18 protein-coding genes are annotated in these 20,752 nt (G+C 71.7%); 7 read left to right on the forward strand and 11 right to left on the reverse strand.

Annotation, left to right across the window (positions count from 1 at the left end):
* Window positions 1-125: 125 nt before the first annotated feature.
* From ACZ63F_RS13385 to ACZ63F_RS13400, 4 genes are all read left to right on the forward strand, one after another.
* A complete protein-coding gene (locus ACZ63F_RS13385) occupies window positions 126-590 on the forward strand; it encodes an NUDIX hydrolase (RefSeq protein WP_469710696.1) in 465 nt (154 codons plus the stop codon).
* 244 nt (window positions 591-834) lie between these two features.
* Complete coding sequence (locus ACZ63F_RS13390; protein WP_469710698.1) at window positions 835-2,610, forward strand: TIGR03767 family metallophosphoesterase; 1,776 nt, start codon at window positions 835-837, stop codon at window positions 2,608-2,610.
* A gap of 29 nt (window positions 2,611-2,639) precedes the next feature.
* On the forward strand, window positions 2,640-2,885 hold the full coding sequence (locus ACZ63F_RS13395) for a hypothetical protein (protein WP_469710699.1): 246 nt from the start codon (window positions 2,640-2,642) through the stop codon (window positions 2,883-2,885).
* A 311-nt stretch (window positions 2,886-3,196) separates the two neighbouring features.
* Window positions 3,197-4,408, forward strand: coding sequence for a glycosyltransferase (locus ACZ63F_RS13400; RefSeq protein ID WP_469711373.1), 1,212 nt, complete (start codon window positions 3,197-3,199; stop codon window positions 4,406-4,408).
* A gap of 224 nt (window positions 4,409-4,632) precedes the next feature.
* Here the strand turns inward: ACZ63F_RS13400 and ACZ63F_RS13405 are convergent, their stop codons facing one another.
* Complete coding sequence (locus ACZ63F_RS13405; protein ID WP_469710701.1) at window positions 4,633-5,670, reverse strand: hypothetical protein; 1,038 nt, start codon at window positions 5,668-5,670, stop codon at window positions 4,633-4,635.
* 207 nt (window positions 5,671-5,877) lie between these two features.
* Window positions 5,878-8,463 (reverse strand): aminopeptidase N, encoded by a 2,586-nt coding sequence (gene pepN / locus ACZ63F_RS13410; RefSeq protein ID WP_469710704.1) that lies wholly within the window; start codon window positions 8,461-8,463, stop codon window positions 5,878-5,880.
* A 147-nt stretch (window positions 8,464-8,610) separates the two neighbouring features.
* Between pepN and ACZ63F_RS13415 the strand changes: the two genes are divergently transcribed.
* Window positions 8,611-9,273 (forward strand): mycothiol-dependent nitroreductase Rv2466c family protein, encoded by a 663-nt coding sequence (locus ACZ63F_RS13415; RefSeq protein ID WP_469710706.1) that lies wholly within the window; start codon window positions 8,611-8,613, stop codon window positions 9,271-9,273.
* A 6-nt stretch (window positions 9,274-9,279) separates the two neighbouring features.
* On the opposite strand, the gene ACZ63F_RS13420 is transcribed toward ACZ63F_RS13415, so the two are convergent.
* From ACZ63F_RS13420 to ACZ63F_RS13455, 8 genes are all read right to left on the reverse strand, one after another.
* Window positions 9,280-9,504 (reverse strand): hypothetical protein, encoded by a 225-nt coding sequence (locus ACZ63F_RS13420; RefSeq protein WP_391374782.1) that lies wholly within the window; start codon window positions 9,502-9,504, stop codon window positions 9,280-9,282.
* Window positions 9,505-9,805: 301 nt separating this feature from the next.
* Window positions 9,806-10,453 (reverse strand): superoxide dismutase, encoded by a 648-nt coding sequence (locus ACZ63F_RS13425; protein WP_469710709.1) that lies wholly within the window; start codon window positions 10,451-10,453, stop codon window positions 9,806-9,808.
* Between the two features lie 148 nt (window positions 10,454-10,601).
* Window positions 10,602-11,492 (reverse strand): TauD/TfdA dioxygenase family protein, encoded by an 891-nt coding sequence (locus ACZ63F_RS13430; protein ID WP_351959197.1) that lies wholly within the window; start codon window positions 11,490-11,492, stop codon window positions 10,602-10,604.
* A 39-nt stretch (window positions 11,493-11,531) separates the two neighbouring features.
* Window positions 11,532-12,872, reverse strand: coding sequence for an LLM class flavin-dependent oxidoreductase (locus ACZ63F_RS13435; protein WP_469710711.1), 1,341 nt, complete (start codon window positions 12,870-12,872; stop codon window positions 11,532-11,534).
* Window positions 12,873-12,984: 112 nt separating this feature from the next.
* Window positions 12,985-13,698, reverse strand: coding sequence for an ABC transporter ATP-binding protein (locus tag ACZ63F_RS13440; RefSeq protein WP_469710713.1), 714 nt, complete (start codon window positions 13,696-13,698; stop codon window positions 12,985-12,987).
* Window positions 13,674-14,519 carry an ABC transporter permease gene (locus ACZ63F_RS13445; RefSeq protein ID WP_469710715.1) on the reverse strand — a complete coding sequence of 282 codons (846 nt, stop codon included), beginning with the start codon at window positions 14,517-14,519 and terminating at the stop codon, window positions 13,674-13,676. The genes ACZ63F_RS13440 and ACZ63F_RS13445 overlap by 25 nt, the downstream gene beginning before the upstream one ends.
* Window positions 14,516-15,583, reverse strand: coding sequence for an ABC transporter substrate-binding protein (locus ACZ63F_RS13450; RefSeq protein WP_469710717.1), 1,068 nt, complete (start codon window positions 15,581-15,583; stop codon window positions 14,516-14,518). The genes ACZ63F_RS13445 and ACZ63F_RS13450 overlap by 4 nt, the downstream gene beginning before the upstream one ends.
* 195 nt (window positions 15,584-15,778) lie before the next feature.
* Window positions 15,779-16,987 carry an ROK family protein gene (locus tag ACZ63F_RS13455; protein ID WP_469710719.1) on the reverse strand — a complete coding sequence of 403 codons (1,209 nt, stop codon included), beginning with the start codon at window positions 16,985-16,987 and terminating at the stop codon, window positions 15,779-15,781.
* Between the two features lie 435 nt (window positions 16,988-17,422).
* On the opposite strand from ACZ63F_RS13455, the gene ACZ63F_RS13460 reads away from it, so the two are divergent.
* Window positions 17,423-18,007 (forward strand): biotin transporter BioY, encoded by a 585-nt coding sequence (locus ACZ63F_RS13460; protein WP_469710721.1) that lies wholly within the window; start codon window positions 17,423-17,425, stop codon window positions 18,005-18,007.
* 66 nt (window positions 18,008-18,073) lie between these two features.
* Here the strand turns inward: ACZ63F_RS13460 and ACZ63F_RS13465 are convergent, their stop codons facing one another.
* Window positions 18,074-18,805, reverse strand: a complete 732-nt coding sequence (locus tag ACZ63F_RS13465; protein ID WP_469710723.1) for an LPXTG cell wall anchor domain-containing protein — start codon at window positions 18,803-18,805, stop codon at window positions 18,074-18,076.
* 306 nt (window positions 18,806-19,111) lie between these two features.
* On the opposite strand from ACZ63F_RS13465, the gene ACZ63F_RS13470 reads away from it, so the two are divergent.
* Window positions 19,112-20,749, forward strand: a complete 1,638-nt coding sequence (locus ACZ63F_RS13470; protein WP_469711375.1) for a protein kinase domain-containing protein — start codon at window positions 19,112-19,114, stop codon at window positions 20,747-20,749.
* Window positions 20,750-20,752: the final 3 nt, after the last annotated feature.

The following is a 20,752-nucleotide window of genomic DNA, read 5'->3' on the forward strand; positions in this document are numbered from 1 at the left end:
GGAACGGCTTTTTGGGAACGTTGACCGAATCGAAATGAACGTATGGGGAAAACCCCCTATCTGTGTCCTTGCTGTGAAAGGAAATCCCGTTGGCCGCGGGCCGTCGTCGGCCCTACCGTGCCGACGTGCGCGAGAAGCTCAGGGTGGCGGCCTACGCCGTGTGTGTCCGTGACGGTCAGATCCTGCTCGCCCGGTCACCGGCCGACGACGGCACACCCGAGTGGGTGCTGCCCGGCGGCGGCATGGAGCACGGCGAGGACCCCTACGACACCGTCCGCCGCGAACTCCTGGAGGAGACCGGCTACCGCATCGAGGTCACCGGCCTGCTCGGCATCGACTCCAACCGCGTCCGCTTCCCCCGCGCGGGTCTGCGGCGCCCCGCCACCGACCACCACGGGGTGCGGATCGTCTACACCGGAGAGATCGTCGGCGGCGAGCTCAGGAACGAGGTCGGCGGCTCGACCGACATGGCCGCCTGGCAGCACCTCGACGCCGTACCGTCCCTCAGGCGCGTCCCGCTGATCGACACCGCCCTGCGGCTGTGGCGGGAGCGGCCGGCCGCCGGACGGTTTGCACAAGAGCAGTCGTAAGCGCCGGAGACCCTCCCCTACCCCGGCAGATGAACGCGGAGTAGCCGGGCCCCGGCGGCCCGCAATCCGCTCCATGACCGGTCCCCACCTCGGCTGATCCACGTACGGTGATCGGCGCTGCGCGTTGCCGCCGCGTTCACGCGCAGGTCACCCCCGGTGCCAACGATCCACAGTGAGCGGGAAGTTCGCGGAAGCGATCGCCCGCGACCACTGCCGACGCGTTCGTACTCGGGGAGATCGCGCCATGTCGCGCATACGCTCTGTCGCCACCTCCGCGGCCCACAAGGGCCGCGAGGCACTGGAGATCAACCGCCGTACCGTGCTCGCCGCCGCCGGAGCCGTCTCGCTCTCCGCGGGCATCGGCTACGCACTGCGTCCCACCGACAGCGAGGCCGCCCCCGCCGCGGCCGAGGAGCAGCCGGTCGCCGAGGGCCGCAAGGCCCCCGTGGCGGCCCTCGCCCCGTACACCAAGGGGACCACCCTCGCCTCCGTCGCCGCGCCCCGCAACAGCTCCGGCTACCGGCGGCTCGGCGACGGCGCCGGCTGGTCGCGCGTGCTGCGCTCCGACCTGGCCGCCGCCAAGTCCGGCCGGGAGAGCCGCCGTACCGCACTCGCCGCGTTCGTGCAGTTCACCGACCTGCACCTGATGGACGTCCAGCACCCGCTGCGCCTGGAGTACGTGCGCGTCCACGACCGGCACGCCTGGCGCCCGCACGAGGCGCTCACCGTGCCCGGCGCCGTCTCGCTCGTCGAGCGGGTCAACGCGCTGCGCGGCGCCCCGGTCACCGGCTCGCCGCTGCACTTCGTGATGACGACCGGCGACAACACCGACAACAACGCCCACTCCGAACTGGAGTGGTTCATGAAGGTGATGAGCGGCGGCCGGATCACCCCCAACACCGGCGACCCCCACCACTACGAGGGCGTCCAGAACAGCGGGATGAAGCTGTACTGGCAGGCCTCCTCGACCGTCCGCGACCAGGACAAGGCGCTCGGCTTCCCGCACCTCGCGGGCTACCTGGCCGCCGCGATCCGCGAGGTGCGGAGCCCCGGCCTCAACCTGCCCTGGTACTCCACGGTCGGCAACCACGACGCCCTGCCGCTCGGCTGCTACGGCTCGCACGCCGACCCCTACCTGGTCGCGGCCGCGGTCGCCGGCAAGAAGCTGATGTCGGTCGGCGACGCCGAGGCCAAGAAGCTCCAGGACTCCATCCGCAACGCCCAGGACCCGAAGGGCAGCGGTTACCGCGACTTCCTCAAGGCGCACGCCCGGTCGATGCGCTCGGTCACCGCGGACGAGAAGCGCGCCCCCTACACCTCCGCGGACTACCTCAAGGCCCACCTGGACCCGGCCTACCAGGGCCTCGGCCCGGTCGGCCACGGCTACTCCAGCGCCAACGTGGCGGCGGGCACCCAGTACTACGCCTTCCGCATCTCCGACGACGTCATCGGCATCAGCCTGGACACGACGGACGCGGGCGGCCACTACGACGGATCGATCGGCTCGGTCCAGCTGGCCTGGCTGGAGAAGACCCTGCGGGAGAACAAGGACTCCTACGCGGTCGTCTTCAGCCACCACACCGGCAAGTCGATGACCAACACCCGTCCCGACCCGGCCCACCCGAGCGACCGCCGCCACACCGGCGCCGAGCTGATCACCGTGCTCAACCGCCACGCCAACGTGCTGGCCTGGGTGAACGGTCACATCCACCGCAACCTCATCACCCCGCACAAGGCGTCCAACGGCAACGCGTTCTGGGAGATCACCACCGCCTCGCACGTCGACTACCCGCACCTCGCGAGGATCGTCGAGCTGGTGGACAACAAGGACGGCACGATCTCGCTCTTCACCACCCTGATCGAGTCCGCCGCCCCGCACCGCACCGACTTCGCCGACCTCTCCCAGACCGGCCTCGCCGCCCTCTACCGCGAGCTGGCCTTCAACGCCCCCGGCGCCGGCAAGGCCCTCGCCGGCGAGACGACGGACCGGAACACGGAGCTGGTCCTGAAGAAGGCCTGAAAAGTCCCCGGCGGCGATGTCGAGAACCCGTGGCCGGCTCCGTCCCAGGGACGAAGGCGGCCACGAGGCGGACGGCCGCCGGGCCGCCCCTCGCCGCCCTCGCCGAGCTGGACCCGGGCCTGCCCCGGTACCCCGCGGTCGCCGTCGGTGAGGCCGACGGCCCCCGGCTGTACGCCGAGGCCGCCCGCACGGCCGCGAACCTCGCCGAACGCGACCACCTGACCCGCAGGGCCGCCCGTCTCAACGCCCGCCCCGACGCCGAGCGCGGCCCGTGACATCGTCGCGCGTCCGGGGGGCTCCGCTTGCCGATTTTTTGCCGTCGGCCGCACCCGTCCGGAGGGTGCGGGGGAATCGAATGCCCTCACAAAAGCCCAGGTCAGGAGGGTGGCGGCGAGGGAAGCGGAATGATGTTGGCGGCAGTGCGCCCGGAGCTGATCCTGTAAACGCAGCCGACTTCGACACGAGACATTCCGTTCATCCGAATGAAACGTCCGTACCGCCTCATATCGGCTAACCCGCGGATCCCGGGGATGGCTCGATCTGGTGCAAGGCAGGTGTTCGTGTGGGCGCTCGGCTCGGACTTCGTGTGCTCTCGGTCTACGAGGGCTTTTTCTCCGGGGGAGCCCGGATCGTGCACAGTGATGTACTGCTGGGCCTGGTGGAGGGCGGACAGCAGTGGCATCGGGTGCTGAGTCTGCACGGTGAGGTCCACCGAGAAGCCACCACGCAGCGCATGGAGGACGACGCGTGTTACCAGGCCCTTACGGCCGGTGGCATCGAGGTCACCTCCCTCGGCCGCACGGCGGGACTCGTGGACGGCACCGTCGCGGCGTCGGTTTTCAGCGGCCCGGAGCTGGCCGACACGGCACGGGCGATGGCCGGCGCGGACGTCATCCTGTCGCTGAAGGAGCAGCCGCTCGCGCTGCTCAACCAGGCCGGGCTGCCGCGCCGACCCGTCGTCGTCTGCCTGCACCGGTCCGACCCGGAGAACCAGGGCCGGGCACTCGACGAACTCAAGGCCGCCATCGCGGACGGCACGGTGGCCGCCTGCGTGTGCTGCGCCGAGTCCACCCGGGACGCGTACGAGGCCGCCGGGATCCCCGGCGAGCTGCTGCACGTGATCCCGAACGGCGTCGACCTGCTCCGCTTCCGGCCGGACGCTGCGCTGCGGCTCGCCTTCCGCGAGTCCCTCGGCATCCCCGTCACGGCTCCGGACGCTCCCGTCGTCGTGTTCGCCGCCCGGTACGCCGGCATGAAGAACGTGCCGCTCTTCCTGCGGGCGGCGCGGGCCTGGCTGGCCCGCGAGGGCGGCGGCCACGTGGTGATGTGCGGGGCCGGGATGACCGAGGACAACCCCGCCCTGTGGGCCGACATCGAGGTCGCCTTCGGAGCCGACCGGGCGGCCCTCGGCGACCGGCTGCACCTGCTCGGCGTACGGCACGACATGGAGACCGTGTACGCCGGCTCCGACGTCGTCGCCCTCACCTCCGTCTCCGGCGAGGCGGCGCCGCTCTGCCTCATCGAGGGCATGATGTGCGGTGCCGTCCCGGTCACGACGGACGTCGGCGACAGCGCCTCGATCGTCGAGGGGCACGGGTTCGTGACGCCCTTCGACCCCGACGCGATCGCCTTCGCCTGGTCGGCGGCGGTGGCCGACCGCGAGCTGTTCGCTCCCGCGCTGGCGGCGAGCCGCGAGCGGTTCAGCCGGACCCGGATGATCGCCGCCTACGCCGACCTGCTCGATCACGTCGTCGGTGACGTGCGCGACGAGCTGCGGCCGGGCGTCGGCGGGCAGTAGCGCCTGCCCGCGGCGGCGGACGCGTGAGAAGAGGCCGTCGGTCCCCCTCCGAACCGGCGGCCTCTTCTGGTCCCGTGACCCGTGCCCGAGCGCTGCCGCGTGCCGTCGGCCGGCTGCGGCGCCGTCGTGGCCGGTCGCGCAGTTCCTCCCCCAGCCTTCGGCCGGGGGTGCCCCCGGCGCCCCTGCAGGGCACCTTCGGGGGGTGCTGTTCCGGGGGGCGCTCTTCAGCGCGGCAGGACCACCACGTACGCGGCCGGGTCGCGGTCGTCCGCTGCCATCAGGGCCGTGCGGACCACCGCCGCCTGCTGTTCCATCCCTTCGCGGAGCTTTCGCGGGGTGAGGTACACGACCGTGATGCCGAGCCGTTCCAGGTGCTCGCGCTTGCGGGCGTACTCGGACCACAGGGCGTCCTCGTCGTGGCGCGGTGCGCGGGTGTCCAGTTCGACGGCGACGCCCTGCTCCGGCCAGTAGGCGTCGACGCCGCCCAGGTGCGGGCCGCCCGGCAGCCTCAGGTCCACGTTCCAGACCGGGTCGGGAAGGCCGTACTCGTGGACCATCCGGTACAGGCGGTCCTCGGCGATGGCCCGGCCCTCGGCGACCAGGGAGTCGACGGCGTCCACCACGTGGGGGCGGGAGAGCAGTTTCGCCTGGTTCAGCTCCCGGACCACCGCCGCCGGTTCGCAGTGGCCGCCGCGCACCGCCTCGGTCAGCAGCCGCCGTACCGCCTCCGCGTCGGTCAGGTCCGCCACCGCGTCCGCGAGGGCGCGGGGGACCGGGGCGACCGGGAGGCCCGTGACCTGCTCGGGGGTGGGCAGGGCCGGGGTGCGGAGCACGCGGACGTAGGAGGTGGAGCGCAGCCGGCGCATCCTGGGGACCAGGACGTCCACGTGGTCCAGGGCGGGCAGCGGCGGGGTGGCGGAGAAGCCGTGCAGGGTCAGCGCCGCCAGGCCCGTGATCACGGCGTCCGCGTAGAGCGGGCGGTGCGGGGAGTCCGGGGTCGGCTGCGCCGGGACGCCCGGGGCCGGCTCGCGCGCCGTGAACAGGAGCGCGCCGTGCAGGCGTTCCTCGCTGGTCGGCGGGCCGGGGTGGAGCAGGACCACACCCGGGAGCAGCTGCTGCCAGGGGCCGCCAGGCCGGCACTGATCGGCGATCTCGGTGGCCGCGACGCCGTGCGAGCGGAGCTGGGCCGTCGTCAGGACCCGGCGGTGGACGTCGGACAGGTGGCGGAGGGGGCGGGGGGAGAGCGGGGTGTTGTGGGTCATGGCCTCGGGATTCCCGGGGCCGGCGGGGTCCTTAACCGGTGTTACGCGTTCGTCGAAAAATGCGGACAACACGGTACTAAAGGACGGGTGTTCGGATGCCGAGTAGGGGGCCAAAACCCCTGGTCCGGATGGGTGGGGACCAGGGGTTACGGCCATGATGGAATGAATTGCGTAACGGTCACCCGGCGAGTGACCTCTGGCCAAAGGTCAGCTCGCGGCGGCCTCGGCGGCGCGCGCGTCGCACTCCTGTCCGCGCAACGCCCGCGCCAGGTCGTCGCGGGCCTCCAGGACCAGCCGGCGCAGCGCCGGCGGCGCGTCGGCGTGCGCCGTCAGCCACGCGTCCGTCGCCGCCAGGGTCTGCGGACGGTCCTGGTAGGAGGGGTACAGGCCCCGCACCACGTCCATGCCGATCTGGATCGAGCGGTCCTCCCAGATCCCGGCGATGACCTCGAAGTACTTGTCGGCGTACGGAGCCAGCAGCTCCCGCTGCGAGGCCTGGGCGAAGCCCGCGATCGTCGCCTCCACCAGCGCGTTGGACAGCGCCTGCGACTCCACGACCTGCGCCCACGCCTGCGCCTTCACCGCCGCCGACGGACGGGCGGCCAGGCACCGCACCTGGTGGCGCTTGCCGGACGCCGTGTCGTCCCGGGCCAGTTCGGCCGCCAGGAGCGACTCGTCGGCCACGCCGTGCGCGGCGAGTGGTTCGAGGAACGCCCAGCGCAGCTCCTGGTCGACGTCCAGGCCGTCGATCACCGCCGCCCCCGACAGGAGGTCCTGGAGCAGCCGGAGGTCGGCACCGTCCGCCGCCGTCGACGCGAAGAACCGCGCCCAGGCCAGCTGGTGCTCGCTGCCAGGCGCCGCCTGCCGCAGCTCCCGCAGGGCGCCCTCGGCGAGCAGCCGCCCGGCCGCCTCCCGGCCCTCGGGCGCCACGTAGTGGACCAGCGCCGACTCCGCCCACGCCTGGAGCATCTGCAGCACGCCGATGTCCGACTCGCGGCTCGCGAACCGCAGGACCAGGCCGACGAAGTCCCGGGCGGGCAGCAGCGCGTCCCGGGTCAGGTTCCACAGCGCCGACCAGCACAGCGCCCGGGCCAGCGGGTCGGTGAGCGAGCCGAGCCGCTCGCGCAGGGTGGCCAGCGAGGTCTCGTCGAAGCGGATCTTGCAGTAGGTGAGGTCGTCGTCGTTGACCAGGACCAGCTCCGGGGCGTCGGCACCGGCCAGCTCGGTGATCACCGTGCGGGGGCCGTCCACGTCCGCCTCGGCACGCGCGTACCGGACCAGGTCGCCGCCCTCCAGCCGGTACAGGCCGATCGCCACCCGGTGCGGGCGCAGCTCGGGGTGCGACTCGGCCGCTTCCTGCAGCACCGCCAGCTCGGCCACCCTGCCGTCCCCGTCCAGCAGCACCTGCGGGGTCAGCGAGTTCACCCCCGCCGTCTGCAGCCACTTGCCGGCCCAGGCGGCCATGTCCCGGCCGCTGGTCTCGGCCAGGACCGACAGCAGGTCGCCGAGGCGGGTGTTGCCGTACGCGTTGCGCTTGAAGTAGCGGCGGGCGCCCTCCAGGAACGCGTCCTGGCCGACGTAGGCCACCAGCTGCTTGAGGACCGAGGCGCCCTTGGCGTAGGTGATGCCGTCGAAGTTGAGCTTGGCGTCCTGGAGGTCGCGGATGTCGGCCGTGACCGGATGCGTGGAGGGCAGCTGGTCGGCGCGGTACGCCCAGGCCTTGCGGCGGTTGGCGAAGGTGGTCCAGGCGTTCTTGAAACGGGTCGCGCCGACGTTCGCGAACGTGCCCATGAAGTCCGCGAAGGACTCCTTCAGCCACAGGTCGTCCCACCACACCATGGTGACCAGATCGCCGAACCACATGTGGGCCATCTCGTGCAGGATCACGTTGGCGCGCGCCTCGTACGACGCCTGCGTCACCTTGCCCCGGAAGATGTACTCCTCCCGGAAGGTCACCAGACCCGGGTTCTCCATCGCCCCGAGGTTGTACTCGGGCACGAACGCCTGGTCGTACTTGCCGAACGGGTAGGGGTAGTCGAAGTGCTCGTGGAAGAAGTCCAGCCCCTGCTTGGTGACGAGGAAGACGTCGTCCGCGTCGAAGTAGGGGGCGAGGCCCTTGCGGCACATCGCGCCGAGCGGGATCTCCAGCGTCGAACCGTCCGGCAGGGTGCGCGAGTACGAGTCCGTCACGTAGTGGTAGGGGCCCGCCACCACACACGTGATGTACGTCGAGATGGGCTTGGTCTCCGCGAACCGCCACACCCCGTCGGCGAGTTCACCGGCGCCGTTGCTCCACACCGTCCACCCCTCGGGCGCCCGCACCTCGAAGCGGAACGGCGCCTTGAGGTCCGGCTGCTCGAAGTTCGCGAAGACCCGGCGGGAGTCGGCCGGCTCGTACTGCGTGTAGAGGTAGACCTCGCCGTCCTCGGGGTCGACGAAGCGGTGCAGGCCCTCGCCGGTGCGGGAGTAGGCGCAGCGGGCGTCCACCACCAGCTCGTTCTCCGCGGCCAGGTCCTCCAGGGCGATCCGGGTGCCGTCGAAGACCTCGCCCGGGTCGAGGTCCTTGCCGTTCAGGGTCACGGCGGTCACGCCCGGCGCGATCAGGTCGGCGAAGCTCGACGCGCCCGGCTCGTTGCACCGGAAGCGGATCGTGGTCACCGAGCGGAAGGTGCGCGGCTCGTCCTGGCCCTCCCCGACGGCGGACCGTACGTCCAGCGACACGTCGTACCCGTCGACCGACAGCAGGGCGGCCCGCTCCCGGGCCTCGTCGCGGGACAGATTCTCACCGGGCACGGGCGGCACTCCTTCGGGTCGGTACACGTCGTCGTCGGTAGCCGGAACAGCACCGATCCTCCCACGTGCCCCTGACGGCGGGCACCCGGGAATGAGGTGGCCGGTGACGGTGTTGCCGCAGGAAAAGGCCGTATTCCGAGGAGAACCATGTCCGAGACCGTGACCAGCTCCGGCAAGACCCCCGTCGACTTCTGGTTCGACCCGCTGTGCCCCTGGGCCTGGATGACCTCCCGGTGGGTCCTGGAAGTGGAGAAGGTCCGGGACATCGAGGTCCGCTGGCACATCATGAGCCTCGCCGTCCTCAACGAGCCCAAGCTCGACGAGCTGCCCGAGGAGTACCGCGAGATGCTCGCGGTCAAGGCGTGGCAGCCGGTCCGCGTGGTCACCGCGGCCTGGCAGAAGCACGGCGCCGACATCCTCGGCCCGCTGTACACCGCGCTCGGCACCCGGATCCACAACAACGGCGAGGGCCCCACGGTGGAGGCCATCGCGGGCGCCCTCGCGGACGTCGGCCTGCCGGCCGACCTGATCGACTACGCCGAACAGGAGGACTTCGAGTTCGACGCCGAACTGCGCGCCTCCCACAAGGAGGGCATCGACAAGGTCGGCCAGGACGTCGGCACCCCGGTCATCGCGGTCCCCGGCTCCGACGGCGAGCAGATCGCCTTCTTCGGCCCGGTCGTCACCCCCGCCCCCAAGGGCGAGGAGGCGGCCCGCCTGTGGGACGGCACCCTCGCGGTCGCCTCCGTCCCCGGCTTCTACGAGATCAAGCGGACCCGCACCAAGGGCCCCGACTTCAGCAACCTGTAGGGATCGCTAGAAGCCTTCGGGCAGATTGGCCCCCACCTGCCAGTTGTCCTTGCGCTGGATACGGCGGCAGCCAGGCGCCGTGCAGCGGTGGTAGGCCTGGGGGCGGAAGCGTTCGGCCCGCTCGCCGGGGTACTTGCTCACCGCCGCCTCGGCGGCCGGGATCTCGTCGGGTTTCAGGTCCCGGAACTCCTTGAGGGGCCCCTTGCAGTTCGGGCATCGGACGTCGGCCACGTACGCCTCCTCGCATCGGGAACGAATCGGGAACGAGGAGCATAGGAGGACCGGCACACCGGTGATGAGTCCGGAATCCGTCCGATCGGGGCGGATTCCGGACATCACGGCCCGGTACCCCTCCTCGCGGAGCGGTGGCGGAGGCGGGCGTCCGCCAGTTCCTCGACGTCGTGCAGAGAGCCCCCGCGCACCGGAGAGCCCCCGCGAGTCACGTCCTCGCGGGGGCTCCCCTCTCTCCGCCTGCCCCCGGTGAACGGTGAGAAGACGATCACGAGGCAGGACGTATCGGTGGCCCGGCGGCTCAGGGGGCGAGCAGCAGGCTGTCGCCGCGCTCCCTGGCGGCGGCGTGCCGGCGGGCCACGTCCTGCCAGTCGACCACGGCCCACATCGCGTCGATGAAGTCGACCTTCTGGTTCTTGTACTGCAGGTAGAAGGCGTGCTCCCAGGCGTCGAAGACCAGGATCGGAGTGGACCCCTGGCCGACGTTGCCCTGGTGGTCGTAGACCTGCTCCACGATCAGCCGCCCGCTGACCGGCTCGTACGCCAGGACGCCCCAGCCGGAGCCCTGGGTGGTGGCCGCCGCCTTGGTGAGCTGGGCCTTGAATCCCGCGAACGAGCCGAATGACTCGGTGATCGCGTCCGCCAGGTCGCCCACGCCGTCCGCCGCCAGCGGCTCGCCACCGCCGTCCTTCGGGCCGGTCATGTTCCGCCAGTAGATGCTGTGCAGGATGTGGCCGGAGAGGTGGAACGCCAGGTTCTTCTCCAGCCCGTTGACCGACCCCCAGCTCCCCGTGTCCCGCGCCTCCGCCAGCTGCTCCAGGGTGTCGTTGGCGCCCTTCACGTACGCCGCGTGGTGCTTGTCGTGGTGCAGCTCGATGATCTCGGCGCTGATCACGGGTGCGAGCGCCGAGTAGTCGTACGGCAGTTCAGGGAGCGTGTAGACGGGCATGGGTGTGGATCCCCTCCGAACCTCTTATTGCAAAAGGCTTGCAACTACACATTAGCAACAACAAGCCGGACGGGGGCAAGAAGCGAGGCCCCCACGTGTCGTCATGTGAGGGCCTCGCGGGAGCGGACGCGCCGTCAGCGCACCGTGGTCACGCGGCCACGGAGGTGTAATGAGAGGCGTCGCCCTCGATCGAGTAGCTCTCCTTGCCCTCGATGCCGACCGGGACGTCACCGGCGACGGTGACGCGGTTGAGGCGGCGCGGCGCGCCGTCGTAGTTGTCGACGGCGTAGTGCTGGGTGATGCGGTTGTCGAACAGGACCAGCTGGTTCGGGGACCAGCGGTGACGCAGGATGTTCTCGGGACGGGTGACGTACGCCTGGAGCAGGTCGAGGATCCTGCGGGACTCGTCCTTGGACAGCCCGACGATCCGCTGCGCGAACCCCCCGATGAACAGCCCGCGTTCACCGGTCAGCGGGTGCACCCGGACGACCGGGTGGACCGTGCGGAACTTGATCGACGTGAACTGGGCGCGCTGCGCGGCCTTCTCCGCGTCGATCTCCTCGTCCGGCACGGCGTAGTCGTAGTCGTTGGTGTGCTCCGCCCACAGCGTGTCGGCCAGCGCCCGCAGCGGCTCCGGGAGCTGGCGGTAGGCGGCGGCCGAACTGGTGATCAGCGTCTCGCCGCCGTACGGCGGGACCGTGAGCGAGCGCAGGGTGCTGGCCTGGGGCGGGTTCAGGACGAACGTCACGTCGGTGTGCCAGTGGTTGGCCCGGCCGCGCTCGCTGTCGACGGGCAGCACGTTCGGGGCGCCGTCGACGGCGGGCACCGTCGGGTGGGCGGTGGTGAGGTCGCCGAAGTGCCGGGCGAAGGCCTCCTGGCCCTCGTCGTCGAGGCGGACGTCGTCGAAGACCAGGGCCTTGTGGACGTTCAGGGCCTCGCGGACCGCGGCGACCTGCTCCTCGTCGAGCGGCTTGGCGATGTCCACGCCCAGGACCTGGGCGCCGATGTTCGCGGTGACCTTGCGGATCTCGATGGACATGCGGGGGCGTCCTTTCGGTTCTCGGATTCTCTGCGGGTTTCAGGCGGTGGCGAGTGCGGGGGTGACGTACTGGTTGGCGGGGCGGGGCAGGCCGTAGCGCTCCCGCAGGGTGCGGCGCGGGCCGTAGTCGGTGCGCAGCAGGCCGCGGGCGCGCAGGATCGGGACGACGTGGTCGACGAAGGACTCCAGGCCGGAGGGCAGCACGGGCGGCATGATGTTGAAGCCGTCGGCGGCGCCCTGGGTGAACCAGGTCTCGATCGCGTCGGCGACCTGCTCGGGCGTTCCGGCGAAGGTCAGGTGGCCGCGGCCGCCGCCGAGCCGGCCGATCAGCTGCCGCACGGTGAGCCGCTCCCGGCGGGCGAGCCCGACCACCAGGGTGTAGCGGCTCTTGGCACCCTCGATGGCGTCCTCGGGCGGGAGGCCGGCGGGGAGTTCGGCGTCCAACTCCAGGGTGCCGGCCGGGACATGGAGCAGTCGTTCCAGGTTGGCCACCCCGTGCCGGTGCACGATGTGGTCCTCCAGGACCTGCTCGAGCGCCCGCGCCTCGGCCTCGGTCGAGCCGATGACGGGGACGATGCCGGGCAGCACCTTGACGTGGTCCGGATCGCGGCCCGCCGCGGCCGTACGTGCCTTGAGGTCGGCGTAGAAAGCCCGCGCCTCCTCGACGGTCTGCTGCGCGGTGAACACGGCCTCCGCGTACCGGGCCGCGAACGCCCTGCCGTCCTCGCTCGACCCGGCCTGCACCAGCAGCGGGTAACCCTGCGGGCTGCGGGGCACGTTCAGGGCGCCCTCGACACTGAGGTACGTGCCCCGGTGCCGGGGCGGGTGGATCTTCGCGTCGTCGCCCCAGACGCCGGCCGCCTTGTCGGCGACGATCGCGTCGTCCTCCCAGCTGTCCCAGAGCTTCAGCGCCACGTCGAGGAACTCGGCGGCCCGCGCGTACCGCTCGGCGTGCGCGGGTTCCTCGTCGACGCCGAAGTTGCGGGCCGCCTCCGCGCCCGCCGTGGTGACGATGTTCCAGCCGGCCCGGCCGCCGCTGCTGATGTCCAGCGAGGCGAACCTGCGCGCCAGGTTGTAGGGGGAGTTGTAGGAGGTGGACGCGGTGGCGATCAGGCCGATGTGCTCGGTGGCCGTGGCCAGCGCGGTCAGCAGGGTGAGCGGCTCCAGCGCTCCGGCCGGCCGCTGCCCGATGCTGCCCCACAGGTGCGGGCCGTCGGCCAGGAAGAGCGAGTCGAAGGTGCCGCGCTCGGCGGTCCGGGCGAGCCCGACGTAGTGCCCGAGATCGACGTGCGCGTACGGGTCGCTCTCCGGGAGACGCCAGGAGGCCTCGTGGTGACCGGTGTTCATGAGGAAGGCGTTGAGATGGAGCTGGCGGGTCATGCGGGGTCCTTTACGTGGTTTTCAGAGCCCGTGCGGCGGTCGAGGACGAGGCCGGAGGCCGAAGCGGGGGTCCGGGGGCGGCGGCCCCCGGGGCGGCCACCGCGACCGGCGGTCACGCGGCGTCCTCCGTGACGCCCAGCGCGGCCAGCAGCCGGCCCCGGTACTGGCCGCGCGGCCGGTCGTGGTCCACGGTCAGGTCGAGGCCGATCCGGCCCCGGTCCAGGACAAGGACCCGGTCGGCGAGGACGATCGCCTCGTCGACGTCGTGGGTGACGAGCAGGACGGACGGGTGGTGCCGTTTCCACAGCTCGCGCAGCAGGTGGTGCATCCTGATCCGGGTGAGCGCGTCCAGGGCGCCGAACGGCTCGTCGGCGAGGAGCAGTTCGGGCTCGCGGACCAGGGACCGGGCGAGCGCGGCCCGCTGCGCCTCGCCGCCGGACAGCTCGCCCGGCCAGGCCCGTTCGCGGCCGCCGAGGCCGACCTCCTCGAGCGCGGCGCGACCCCGGTCGAGCGCGTCCTTGCCGTCCAGGCCCAGCACCACGTTGTCCAGCACCCGGCGCCAGGGCAGCAGCCGGGAGTCCTGGAAGACCACCGAGACCCGTTCCGGCGCGCTGAGCTCCCCGCTGCCGGCGACCCCGTGGTCGAGTCCCGCGACGGCCCGCAGCAGGGTGCTCTTGCCGGAGCCGCTGTGCCCGAGCAGGGCGGTGAACTGCCCGGCCGGGACGTCGAGGTCGATACCGTCGAGAACCGTACGGTCCCCGAACGACCGGGTCAGGTCCCGGAGCCGGACGGCGGGGCGGGTCAGCTGCTCAGTGTGCGGCGCCATGACAGCACCCTCCGTTCGATCAGCCGGACCACGGAGTCCGAGACGAGGCCGAAGACGCCGTAGATCAGCAGGCCGACGAGGATGATGTCGCTGCGCCCGTAGTTCTGGGCCTGGAACATCATGTAGCCGAGACCGCTGGTGGCGTTGATCTGCTCCAGGACGACCAGGCCGAGCCAGGAGCCGGTGACGCCGAGCCGGAGCCCCACGAAGAATCCGGGCAGCGCGCCGGGGATCACGACCTCCCGGATGAACCGGAGCCTCGACAGGTCCAGCACCTCGGCGAGTTCGACGTACCGGCTGTCGATGGCGGACAGCGCGGCATGGGTGTTCAGGTAGATCGGTATGTAGACGACGATCGCGATGATGGCGATCTTGAAGGTCTCGCCGATACCCAGCCAGAGGATGAACAGCGGGATCAGGCCGAGGGTCGGGATCGCCCGGTTGATCTGCACGGTCCCGTCGATCAGCGCCTCGCCGGTGCGGCTGAGCCCGGAGGCCAGGGCCAGCAGCACCCCGGCGGTCAGGCCGATCGCGAAGCCGTACCCGGCCCGCTCCACGGAGGTCAGGACGTCGGTGCGCAGCGTCCCGGCGGTCCACAGGTGGACGGCCGTGTCCAGGACGGTCCAGGGCGCGGGGATCGCGCCGGGATCGAGTTGCCCGGCGGCGGAGGCGATCGCCCAGGCGGCGAGGACGACGAGCGGCCCGGCCAGCCGGGCGGCGGGCAGCCGGCGGCCGGGGGAGAGCCGGCGGCGCGGCCGGACCCGGCGCGCCTCGTCCTGCGCGACGGGAACCGGCACCGTGCCGGTGGTCACGGCGGTCATTTCCGGTACTCCGCCGGTACGGCCTTGGCGGCGAGGGACTCGAAGCGGTGGTCGAAGAGCGAGGAGACGTCGGTCTTCTTCACGAAGCCGCCCTCCGCGAGCAGGTCGGCGGTCTCCTGCTCCCACTTGATCGCCTCGTCCCAGCTCGGCGGGAACAGCGGCTTGTTGGCGCGCCTGGTGATGCCCTGGGCCTGCGCGAGGGTCAGGTTCTGGGTCTTGACGTAGAACTCCTCGTTCCAGGTGTCCGGGTTCTCCCACTGCCAGACCAGGCCCCTGGCCCACTCGGGGATGTACGCGGCGACCGCGGCCGCCCTGGCCTTGTCGTTCAGCACCGCCTGCGGCGCCCACAGCAGGTTGAGCAGGTCGACGACGTCGGTGGCGATGGTGTGCGCGCCCTCCGGGCCGTACTGCTGGAGGTAGGCCGGCGCCTGGGAGTTGGCCAGCGGGGCCACGTCCACCTGGCCGGACTGCAGGGCGGTGAGGAACTGGTTGCTGGTCAGCGGGACCAGCTTCACGTCGTCGTAGGCGAGCCCGGCCTGCTTCAGCGCCCGCAGCAGGACCACGCCCTGCGCCTGACCCTGCGAGAAGGCGAGTTTCCTTCCCTTGAATTCGGCGACCGTGCGTATGTCGCTGCCGGGCTTGGTGGCGAACAGGTAGTTCGGCTTGCGGGTCAGCTCGATCGCCACGATTTTTGCGGCGAAACCCTGGAACTGCGCCTGGATCGGCGGAATTCCCGCGTTGTTGGCGAGGTCGAGGGACTTGGCGCGGAACGCGTTGATGACGTCGGGACCGGCCCCGATGTTCACCCAGCTCGACACGGTGAACGGCAGCGCGGGCAGCTTCGCCAGCTTGAACTGCAGCTGCTGCTGGCCCAGATAGGAGGCGATCTTCAGGCTGGTGCCGGCCGGGACCTTGTCGGCCAGCGGAGCGGTCGAGGCGCCCGCGGTGTCGGCGGCGGCACTGCCACCCGCGCAGCCGCTCAGCCCGGCCACGGCCGCCGAGGCGCCGAGCAGGGAGGTGAGGAAGAGCCGGCGGTCGATGCCGGAGGAGGACGCAGAAGGCATGGGAGTGCTCCGGGGAGAAAAGCAGCAGAAAGGCAGGGCGAATTCCCGGCGGCGGAGGGCCGGAAAGAGAGATCTCACGCAGAGGGAAAAACGCGCCCGAGGCGCGTCAAGACGTCAGCAACAGAGGGTGCGACAGGTCATGGGATGGATGTTCCTTGCCGTGCGCGACGGCTGTCAATATTCCGAGTTTCTGAATTAAATAAGCTCTGGTGACAGGGCCGGAGCCGCGGCGGGCGAGGCGCTCAGCGGGTCCCGGTACAGCACGTCGAGGACCACCGACCCGCCCGCCACCGCCAGCACCGAGGACCCGAAACTGGTCGGCGCCACCACGGCCGCCCGCTCCGTGCCGACCGCCTCGCGCAGCGCGCGCAGACAGTCCTCGCGGTACAGCACGCCGACCTCGGTGACGACCACGCTCTCCGGGTTGAGGACGTCGAGCAGCAGCGCCGCCGCCCGCCCGGTCAGCCGCGCACGCCCCACCAGCAGCCGTACGGCCGCCGGATCGCCCGCCGCGGCCGCCGCGAGGACGTCCATCGGGTTGCCGCTGTCCGTCACCCCGGCCGCCCGGGCCCGCCGCACCAGGGTGCGTTCGCTGAGCTCCACCTGGAGGCAGCCGGTGCGTCCGCAGCCGCACGGCTCGGTGCCGCCCGGCACCGGGAGATGGCCGATCATGCCGGCCTGGGAGCGCGGGCCGTGGTGCACCTCGTCGCCGGTGGCGAAGGCCGCGTCGACCACGTTGCCGACGAACAGGTGCAGCACGCTCCGGCTGCCCCGGGCGCGCCCGAAGAGCCGCTCCCCGTTGACCAACGCGCGCGCGTGGCCGTCCACATGGACCGGCAGCCCGGTGTGCGCGCCGAGCAGCTCGCGCACCGGCACCTCGCGCCAGCCGAGCAGCGGGTGCTCGACGACGGTTCCGGAGTCCCGGTCCACCCAGCCGCCGACGGCGACGCCGACGCCCAGCGGCCGACTGCCGGGCACCTCGTCGAGCAGCGCGGCGAATCCGGCGGCGGCCCGCGCCAGCACCGCGCGCGGATCGGTGTCCCGGTGCTTCAACTCCCGCCGCAGGACGACCCGGCCACGCAGATCGAGCAGCGCGACCGTGGTGTACGGGACGGCCACGTGCACTCCGCCGACCACGAACCGCGAGTCGTCCAGGTCGACCGGCACGTGGGGGCGGCCCACGCCCTTGGCGCGCTGCGGCGCCTCGGTCTCCCGGATCAGGCCGAGTTCGGTGAAGCGGGCGCAGTAGTCGGTGACGGAGGCCGGGGACAGCCCGGTCAGCCGGGCGATGGTGGAGCGGGCGACCGGCCCGTGTTCGAGGACCGAGCGGAGGACCACGCTGGCGCTGGTCCGCCGCCGGTCACGGGGTGCGGAGGTGAGCGGGGGTGCCGCGGTACGGGGCATGGGAAACCGTCCTCGGGAACGGGGCCGACACGTCTCTCGGGTCGAGGCGCGCTGGACCGGTCTCCCGCCGCGCGGCCTCAGGGCGTACGGCGACAGGTGGCAGCACCCTGGCGCCGCAGGTCGACATAGCGACGCGACGTGAAGTTCCGGGACTGGGCGACCATGTCCGGAAGCGTAGGCCAGAAACCTTGAATCCCACCAGAGCGCTGGGATTCGATTGGTGGAACTCCACAGGCCTGTTCAATGCCGTTGACGTGACCGAAACATCTCTGCCTCAGTGATCGGTGTCACCCCGTACCGCGTGTAACCCACACCCTTTGTGGGGAGCCCACCAAGTGCCGCTTCCGGCCTTTGTCGACCGCTGACGTGTCCGGCTCAGACGGGCCGGGATAGCGTCACAGAGTCCCTTGCCTGCCCCCTTCCCGCGGAGTCCCCATGAGCACCGCCACCGCCGCCGCGTCGACCCGCACCGGCACCGTCCTCGCCGACCTCCTGCCCGCGTCCCGGGTGCGCGACGCGGCCCTCGTGGCCGGCGGCGCCGCGCTCACCGGCCTCGCCGCCCAGATCGCGGTCCCGGTGCCCGGCTCCCCGGTCCCGGTGACCGGCCAGACCTTCGCCGCCCTGCTCGTCGGCACCGCCCTCGGCGCCCGCCGCGGCCTGCTCTCCCTCACCCTGTACGCGCTGGCCGGCCTCGCGGGCCTGCCGTGGTTCGCTAGCGGCACCTCCGGCGTCTCGGTCTCCTTCGGGTACATCCTCGGCATGATGCTCGCCTCCGCCGTCGTCGGCGCCCTGGCCCGGCGCGGCGCCGACCGCGGCGTACTGCGCATGGCGGGCACGATGCTGCTCGGCGAGGCGCTCATCTACGCCGTCGGCGTGCCGTACCTGGCCTACGCCGCGGACATGTCCGCGTCCGCGGCGATCGCGGCCGGCCTCACCCCGTTCCTGATCGGCGACGCGGTGAAGGCGGCCCTGGCGATGGGCGCGGTGCCCGCCGCGTGGAAGCTCGTCGGCAAGCGCTGACCCCCGCACCACCACAGCGGGGCCCGGGACGCTTCGGCACCCCGGGCCCCGCTGTCGTACCGGCTGCTACGACTGCCGTCGCGGCCGCCGCTGCGACCACCACACCCCCGCCGCCCCGGCCGCGATCAGCGCCGCGCCGGCCGCCCCGAGCGGCAGCACGTCACGGCCCGCGCCGGTCTTCGGCAGCTGGTCGCCGCTCGGCCCCACCGGCTTGTTGTCGGTGCCGAGCAGCAGCGGGGTGGCCGGGGCGTTCGGCGACGGGTTCGTCGTACCGAACGGCACCGGGCCCTGCTGCCAGAACGTCTTCTTCCCGTCCGCGCTCTGCACGGGAAGGCAGATCTTCCCGGTTTTGCCGAGGTCGAACGTCGCGTCGACCGCGTACGACGCCGACCGGCCGGCGCCCAGCGCGCCCACGGGACAGCTGAAGGCGCTGTTCGAACCGGCCGGCAGGTCTTTCGCGGCGACGGCGTCGCACCCCTGTACCCCGGTGACCTTCAGCCCGTCGAAACCGACCACCAAAAGCCGGATGCTGTCGCTTTCCTTGGTCCCTTCGTTCTTCACGGTGGCGGTGATCGCCGTTTTCTGTGAACTGTTGTCGACCGAGATCCTCGCGGGCAGTTCCGTTGTCAGCCGCACCCCGTCCGGTGCCTGGTCGACCGCTTTTCCCCCCTTGCCGCTGCCCGGCCCCTGGTCGTCGGCGACGGCCGTGGACGGCAGGATCATCACGGCCGAGAAAGATGCCGTGACCAGCGATCCCGTGACCACGGTCAGCCGCCGGAGCGTACGACGAGAACTCATGTTCGTCCCCCTTGCAACCCCCTGGACCGCGCCTGAATTCGCGGTCACTTGAAGAGGTACCACAAGATTTCTCCGCACTATGCTGGGACGGCCGTAAGTGTGACCATTGTGTGTCGGCAGGGGCGGCCGTTGAGGGGGTGCAGCGAATTGCCGGGGAATTCAGAGAACTCAGGGGATTCAGTTGGCGCGGGGAGTCCGGGGAATCCGGAGAACGCGGGGAATCCGGAGAACGCGGGGCCGGGCGGTGTTCCCGGTCTGCTGGTGACCGGCCGCTACCGGCTGGCCGAGAGTATCGGGCAGGGCGGCATGGGGCGGGTGTGGCGGGCCGCCGACGAGACGCTCGACCGGCAGGTCGCCGTCAAGGAGATGCGGATCGACGGCCTCGACGCCGAGGACACCCGCACCCGCCGCGAACGCACCCTGCGCGAGGCCCGGGCCACCGCCCGGATCGACCACCCCAACGTCGTGCGGGTCTACGACGTCGTCGACGAGGGCGAACGCCTGTGGATCGTCATGGAGCTGGTCAACGGCCGTTCCCTGGAGTGGATCATGGCCGAGGAGGGGCCGCTGAGCCCGCGCGCGGCCGCCCGGATCGGCCTCGGCCTGGTCGGGGCGCTGCGCCAGGTGCACGCCGGGGGAGTGCTGCACCGCGACATCAAACCCGGCAACGTCCTCGTCGAGAACACCGCGGGCCGGGTCGTCCTCACCGACTTCGGTATCGCCGCGATCCAGGACGCCAAGGCGCTCACCATGGTCGGCATGCTCGTCGGCTCCCCCGACTACATGGCGCCCGAACGCGTCTCCGGCCGCCCGCAGGGCCCGCCCTCCGACCTCTGGTCGCTCGGCGCGACCCTGTGTGCGGCCCTCGGCGGCCGCTCCCCCTTCTCCCGCGACACCACCCTGGCCACCCTGCACGCCGTCCTCTACGAGGAACCCGAACTCCCGGCCACGGCAGGCCCGTTGCACGACCTGCTGGCAGCACTGCTGGCGAAGGACCCGGCCGCGCGCCCCGGCCTCAAGGAAGTGGAACGGGAACTGCGCCCGGTGGCCCACCCGGCCCCCGTGGAACGCCCGACCCCGACGTACGTGACGCGCCCTCCCGCTCCGGAGGACCAACGCCCGCAGCCGCAGCCTACGGTGAGCACGTCGACGGAGGCGGCCTCGGAACCCCGCGCAGAGGTCCGTTCGGAAATCCCGTCGGGCAACGCGACGGGCCCGACCCGTTCCCAGGTGGGCCCCACATGGCAACGCCCTGAACCACAGCGCCCCGAAAGGGGCGCGGGGAACGGCGCGACCAGCCCCCACGCACCCGCAGCGCCTCACCACCGCAAGGCCCCCAAACGCACGACTCTCCTCGCCGTACTGGGAACCGCAGCGGTAGCCACCGCCCTCGCCGTCCTCCTCACCACCACAACAGGCGGCAGCGACAGCAACAAAGCGACCGGCACCACCTCAACCCCCTCGACACGGACGCCCACTTCATCGGCGCCCACAGTCGAGGGCACCGCCCGCCCCCGCTCCCTCCCGCCCGGCACCCACGAGGAGGCCGGCGGTTTCGCCTGGGCGCCGCCCACCGGCTGGCGCAGGGACGTCAAGACGGGTGCCGAGGTCCACTACACCTCCCCCGACGGCAGCCAGGAACTCGTCGCCAAGTCCTCGCTCGCCCGCGGCGACCTCATGGACAGCTGGCGCGCCTCCGAACAGAGCGCCCATCAGGGCCGGGACTACACCAAGATCCGGCTGGCCGAGACGGCCTTCCGCGGCTATCCGGCCGTGGTCTGGGAGTACACCTTCACCCTCAGGGGCACCCCCTGGCACGCACGGCTGCTGGGCTTCGACGCCGGCGGCAAGTCGTACCAGATCAACACCTGGTACCAGCCGGCGGCCGAAGCCCAGGCCGTACGGACCTACGAGAAGGTGAAGGAGAGCTTCACCCTGCTGTGAGGA

This window comes from Streptomyces sp. NPDC104761 (genome assembly GCF_055583445.1).

Excerpts from the sequence above, each read along its gene's own strand:
- ACZ63F_RS13455 (WP_469710719.1), bottom strand. The coding sequence starts at position 16,987 with ATGCCCCGTACCGCGGCACCCCCGCTCACCTCCGCACCCCGTGACCGG.
- ACZ63F_RS13390 (WP_469710698.1), top strand. The coding sequence starts at position 835 with ATGTCGCGCATACGCTCTGTCGCCACCTCCGCGGCCCACAAGGGCCGC.
- ACZ63F_RS13440 (WP_469710713.1), bottom strand. The coding sequence starts at position 13,698 with ATGGCGCCGCACACTGAGCAGCTGACCCGCCCCGCCGTCCGGCTCCGG.
- ACZ63F_RS13425 (WP_469710709.1), bottom strand. The coding sequence starts at position 10,453 with ATGCCCGTCTACACGCTCCCTGAACTGCCGTACGACTACTCGGCGCTC.
- ACZ63F_RS13415 (WP_469710706.1), top strand. The coding sequence starts at position 8,611 with ATGTCCGAGACCGTGACCAGCTCCGGCAAGACCCCCGTCGACTTCTGG.
- ACZ63F_RS13450 (WP_469710717.1), bottom strand. The coding sequence starts at position 15,583 with ATGCCTTCTGCGTCCTCCTCCGGCATCGACCGCCGGCTCTTCCTCACC.
- ACZ63F_RS13435 (WP_469710711.1), bottom strand. The coding sequence starts at position 12,872 with ATGACCCGCCAGCTCCATCTCAACGCCTTCCTCATGAACACCGGTCAC.
- ACZ63F_RS13445 (WP_469710715.1), bottom strand. The coding sequence starts at position 14,519 with ATGACCGCCGTGACCACCGGCACGGTGCCGGTTCCCGTCGCGCAGGAC.
- ACZ63F_RS13430 (WP_351959197.1), bottom strand. The coding sequence starts at position 11,492 with ATGTCCATCGAGATCCGCAAGGTCACCGCGAACATCGGCGCCCAGGTC.
- ACZ63F_RS13460 (WP_469710721.1), top strand. The coding sequence starts at position 17,423 with ATGAGCACCGCCACCGCCGCCGCGTCGACCCGCACCGGCACCGTCCTC.
- ACZ63F_RS13465 (WP_469710723.1), bottom strand. The coding sequence starts at position 18,805 with ATGAGTTCTCGTCGTACGCTCCGGCGGCTGACCGTGGTCACGGGATCG.
- ACZ63F_RS13470 (WP_469711375.1), top strand. The coding sequence starts at position 19,112 with ATGGGGCGGGTGTGGCGGGCCGCCGACGAGACGCTCGACCGGCAGGTC.
- ACZ63F_RS13405 (WP_469710701.1), bottom strand. The coding sequence starts at position 5,670 with ATGACCCACAACACCCCGCTCTCCCCCCGCCCCCTCCGCCACCTGTCC.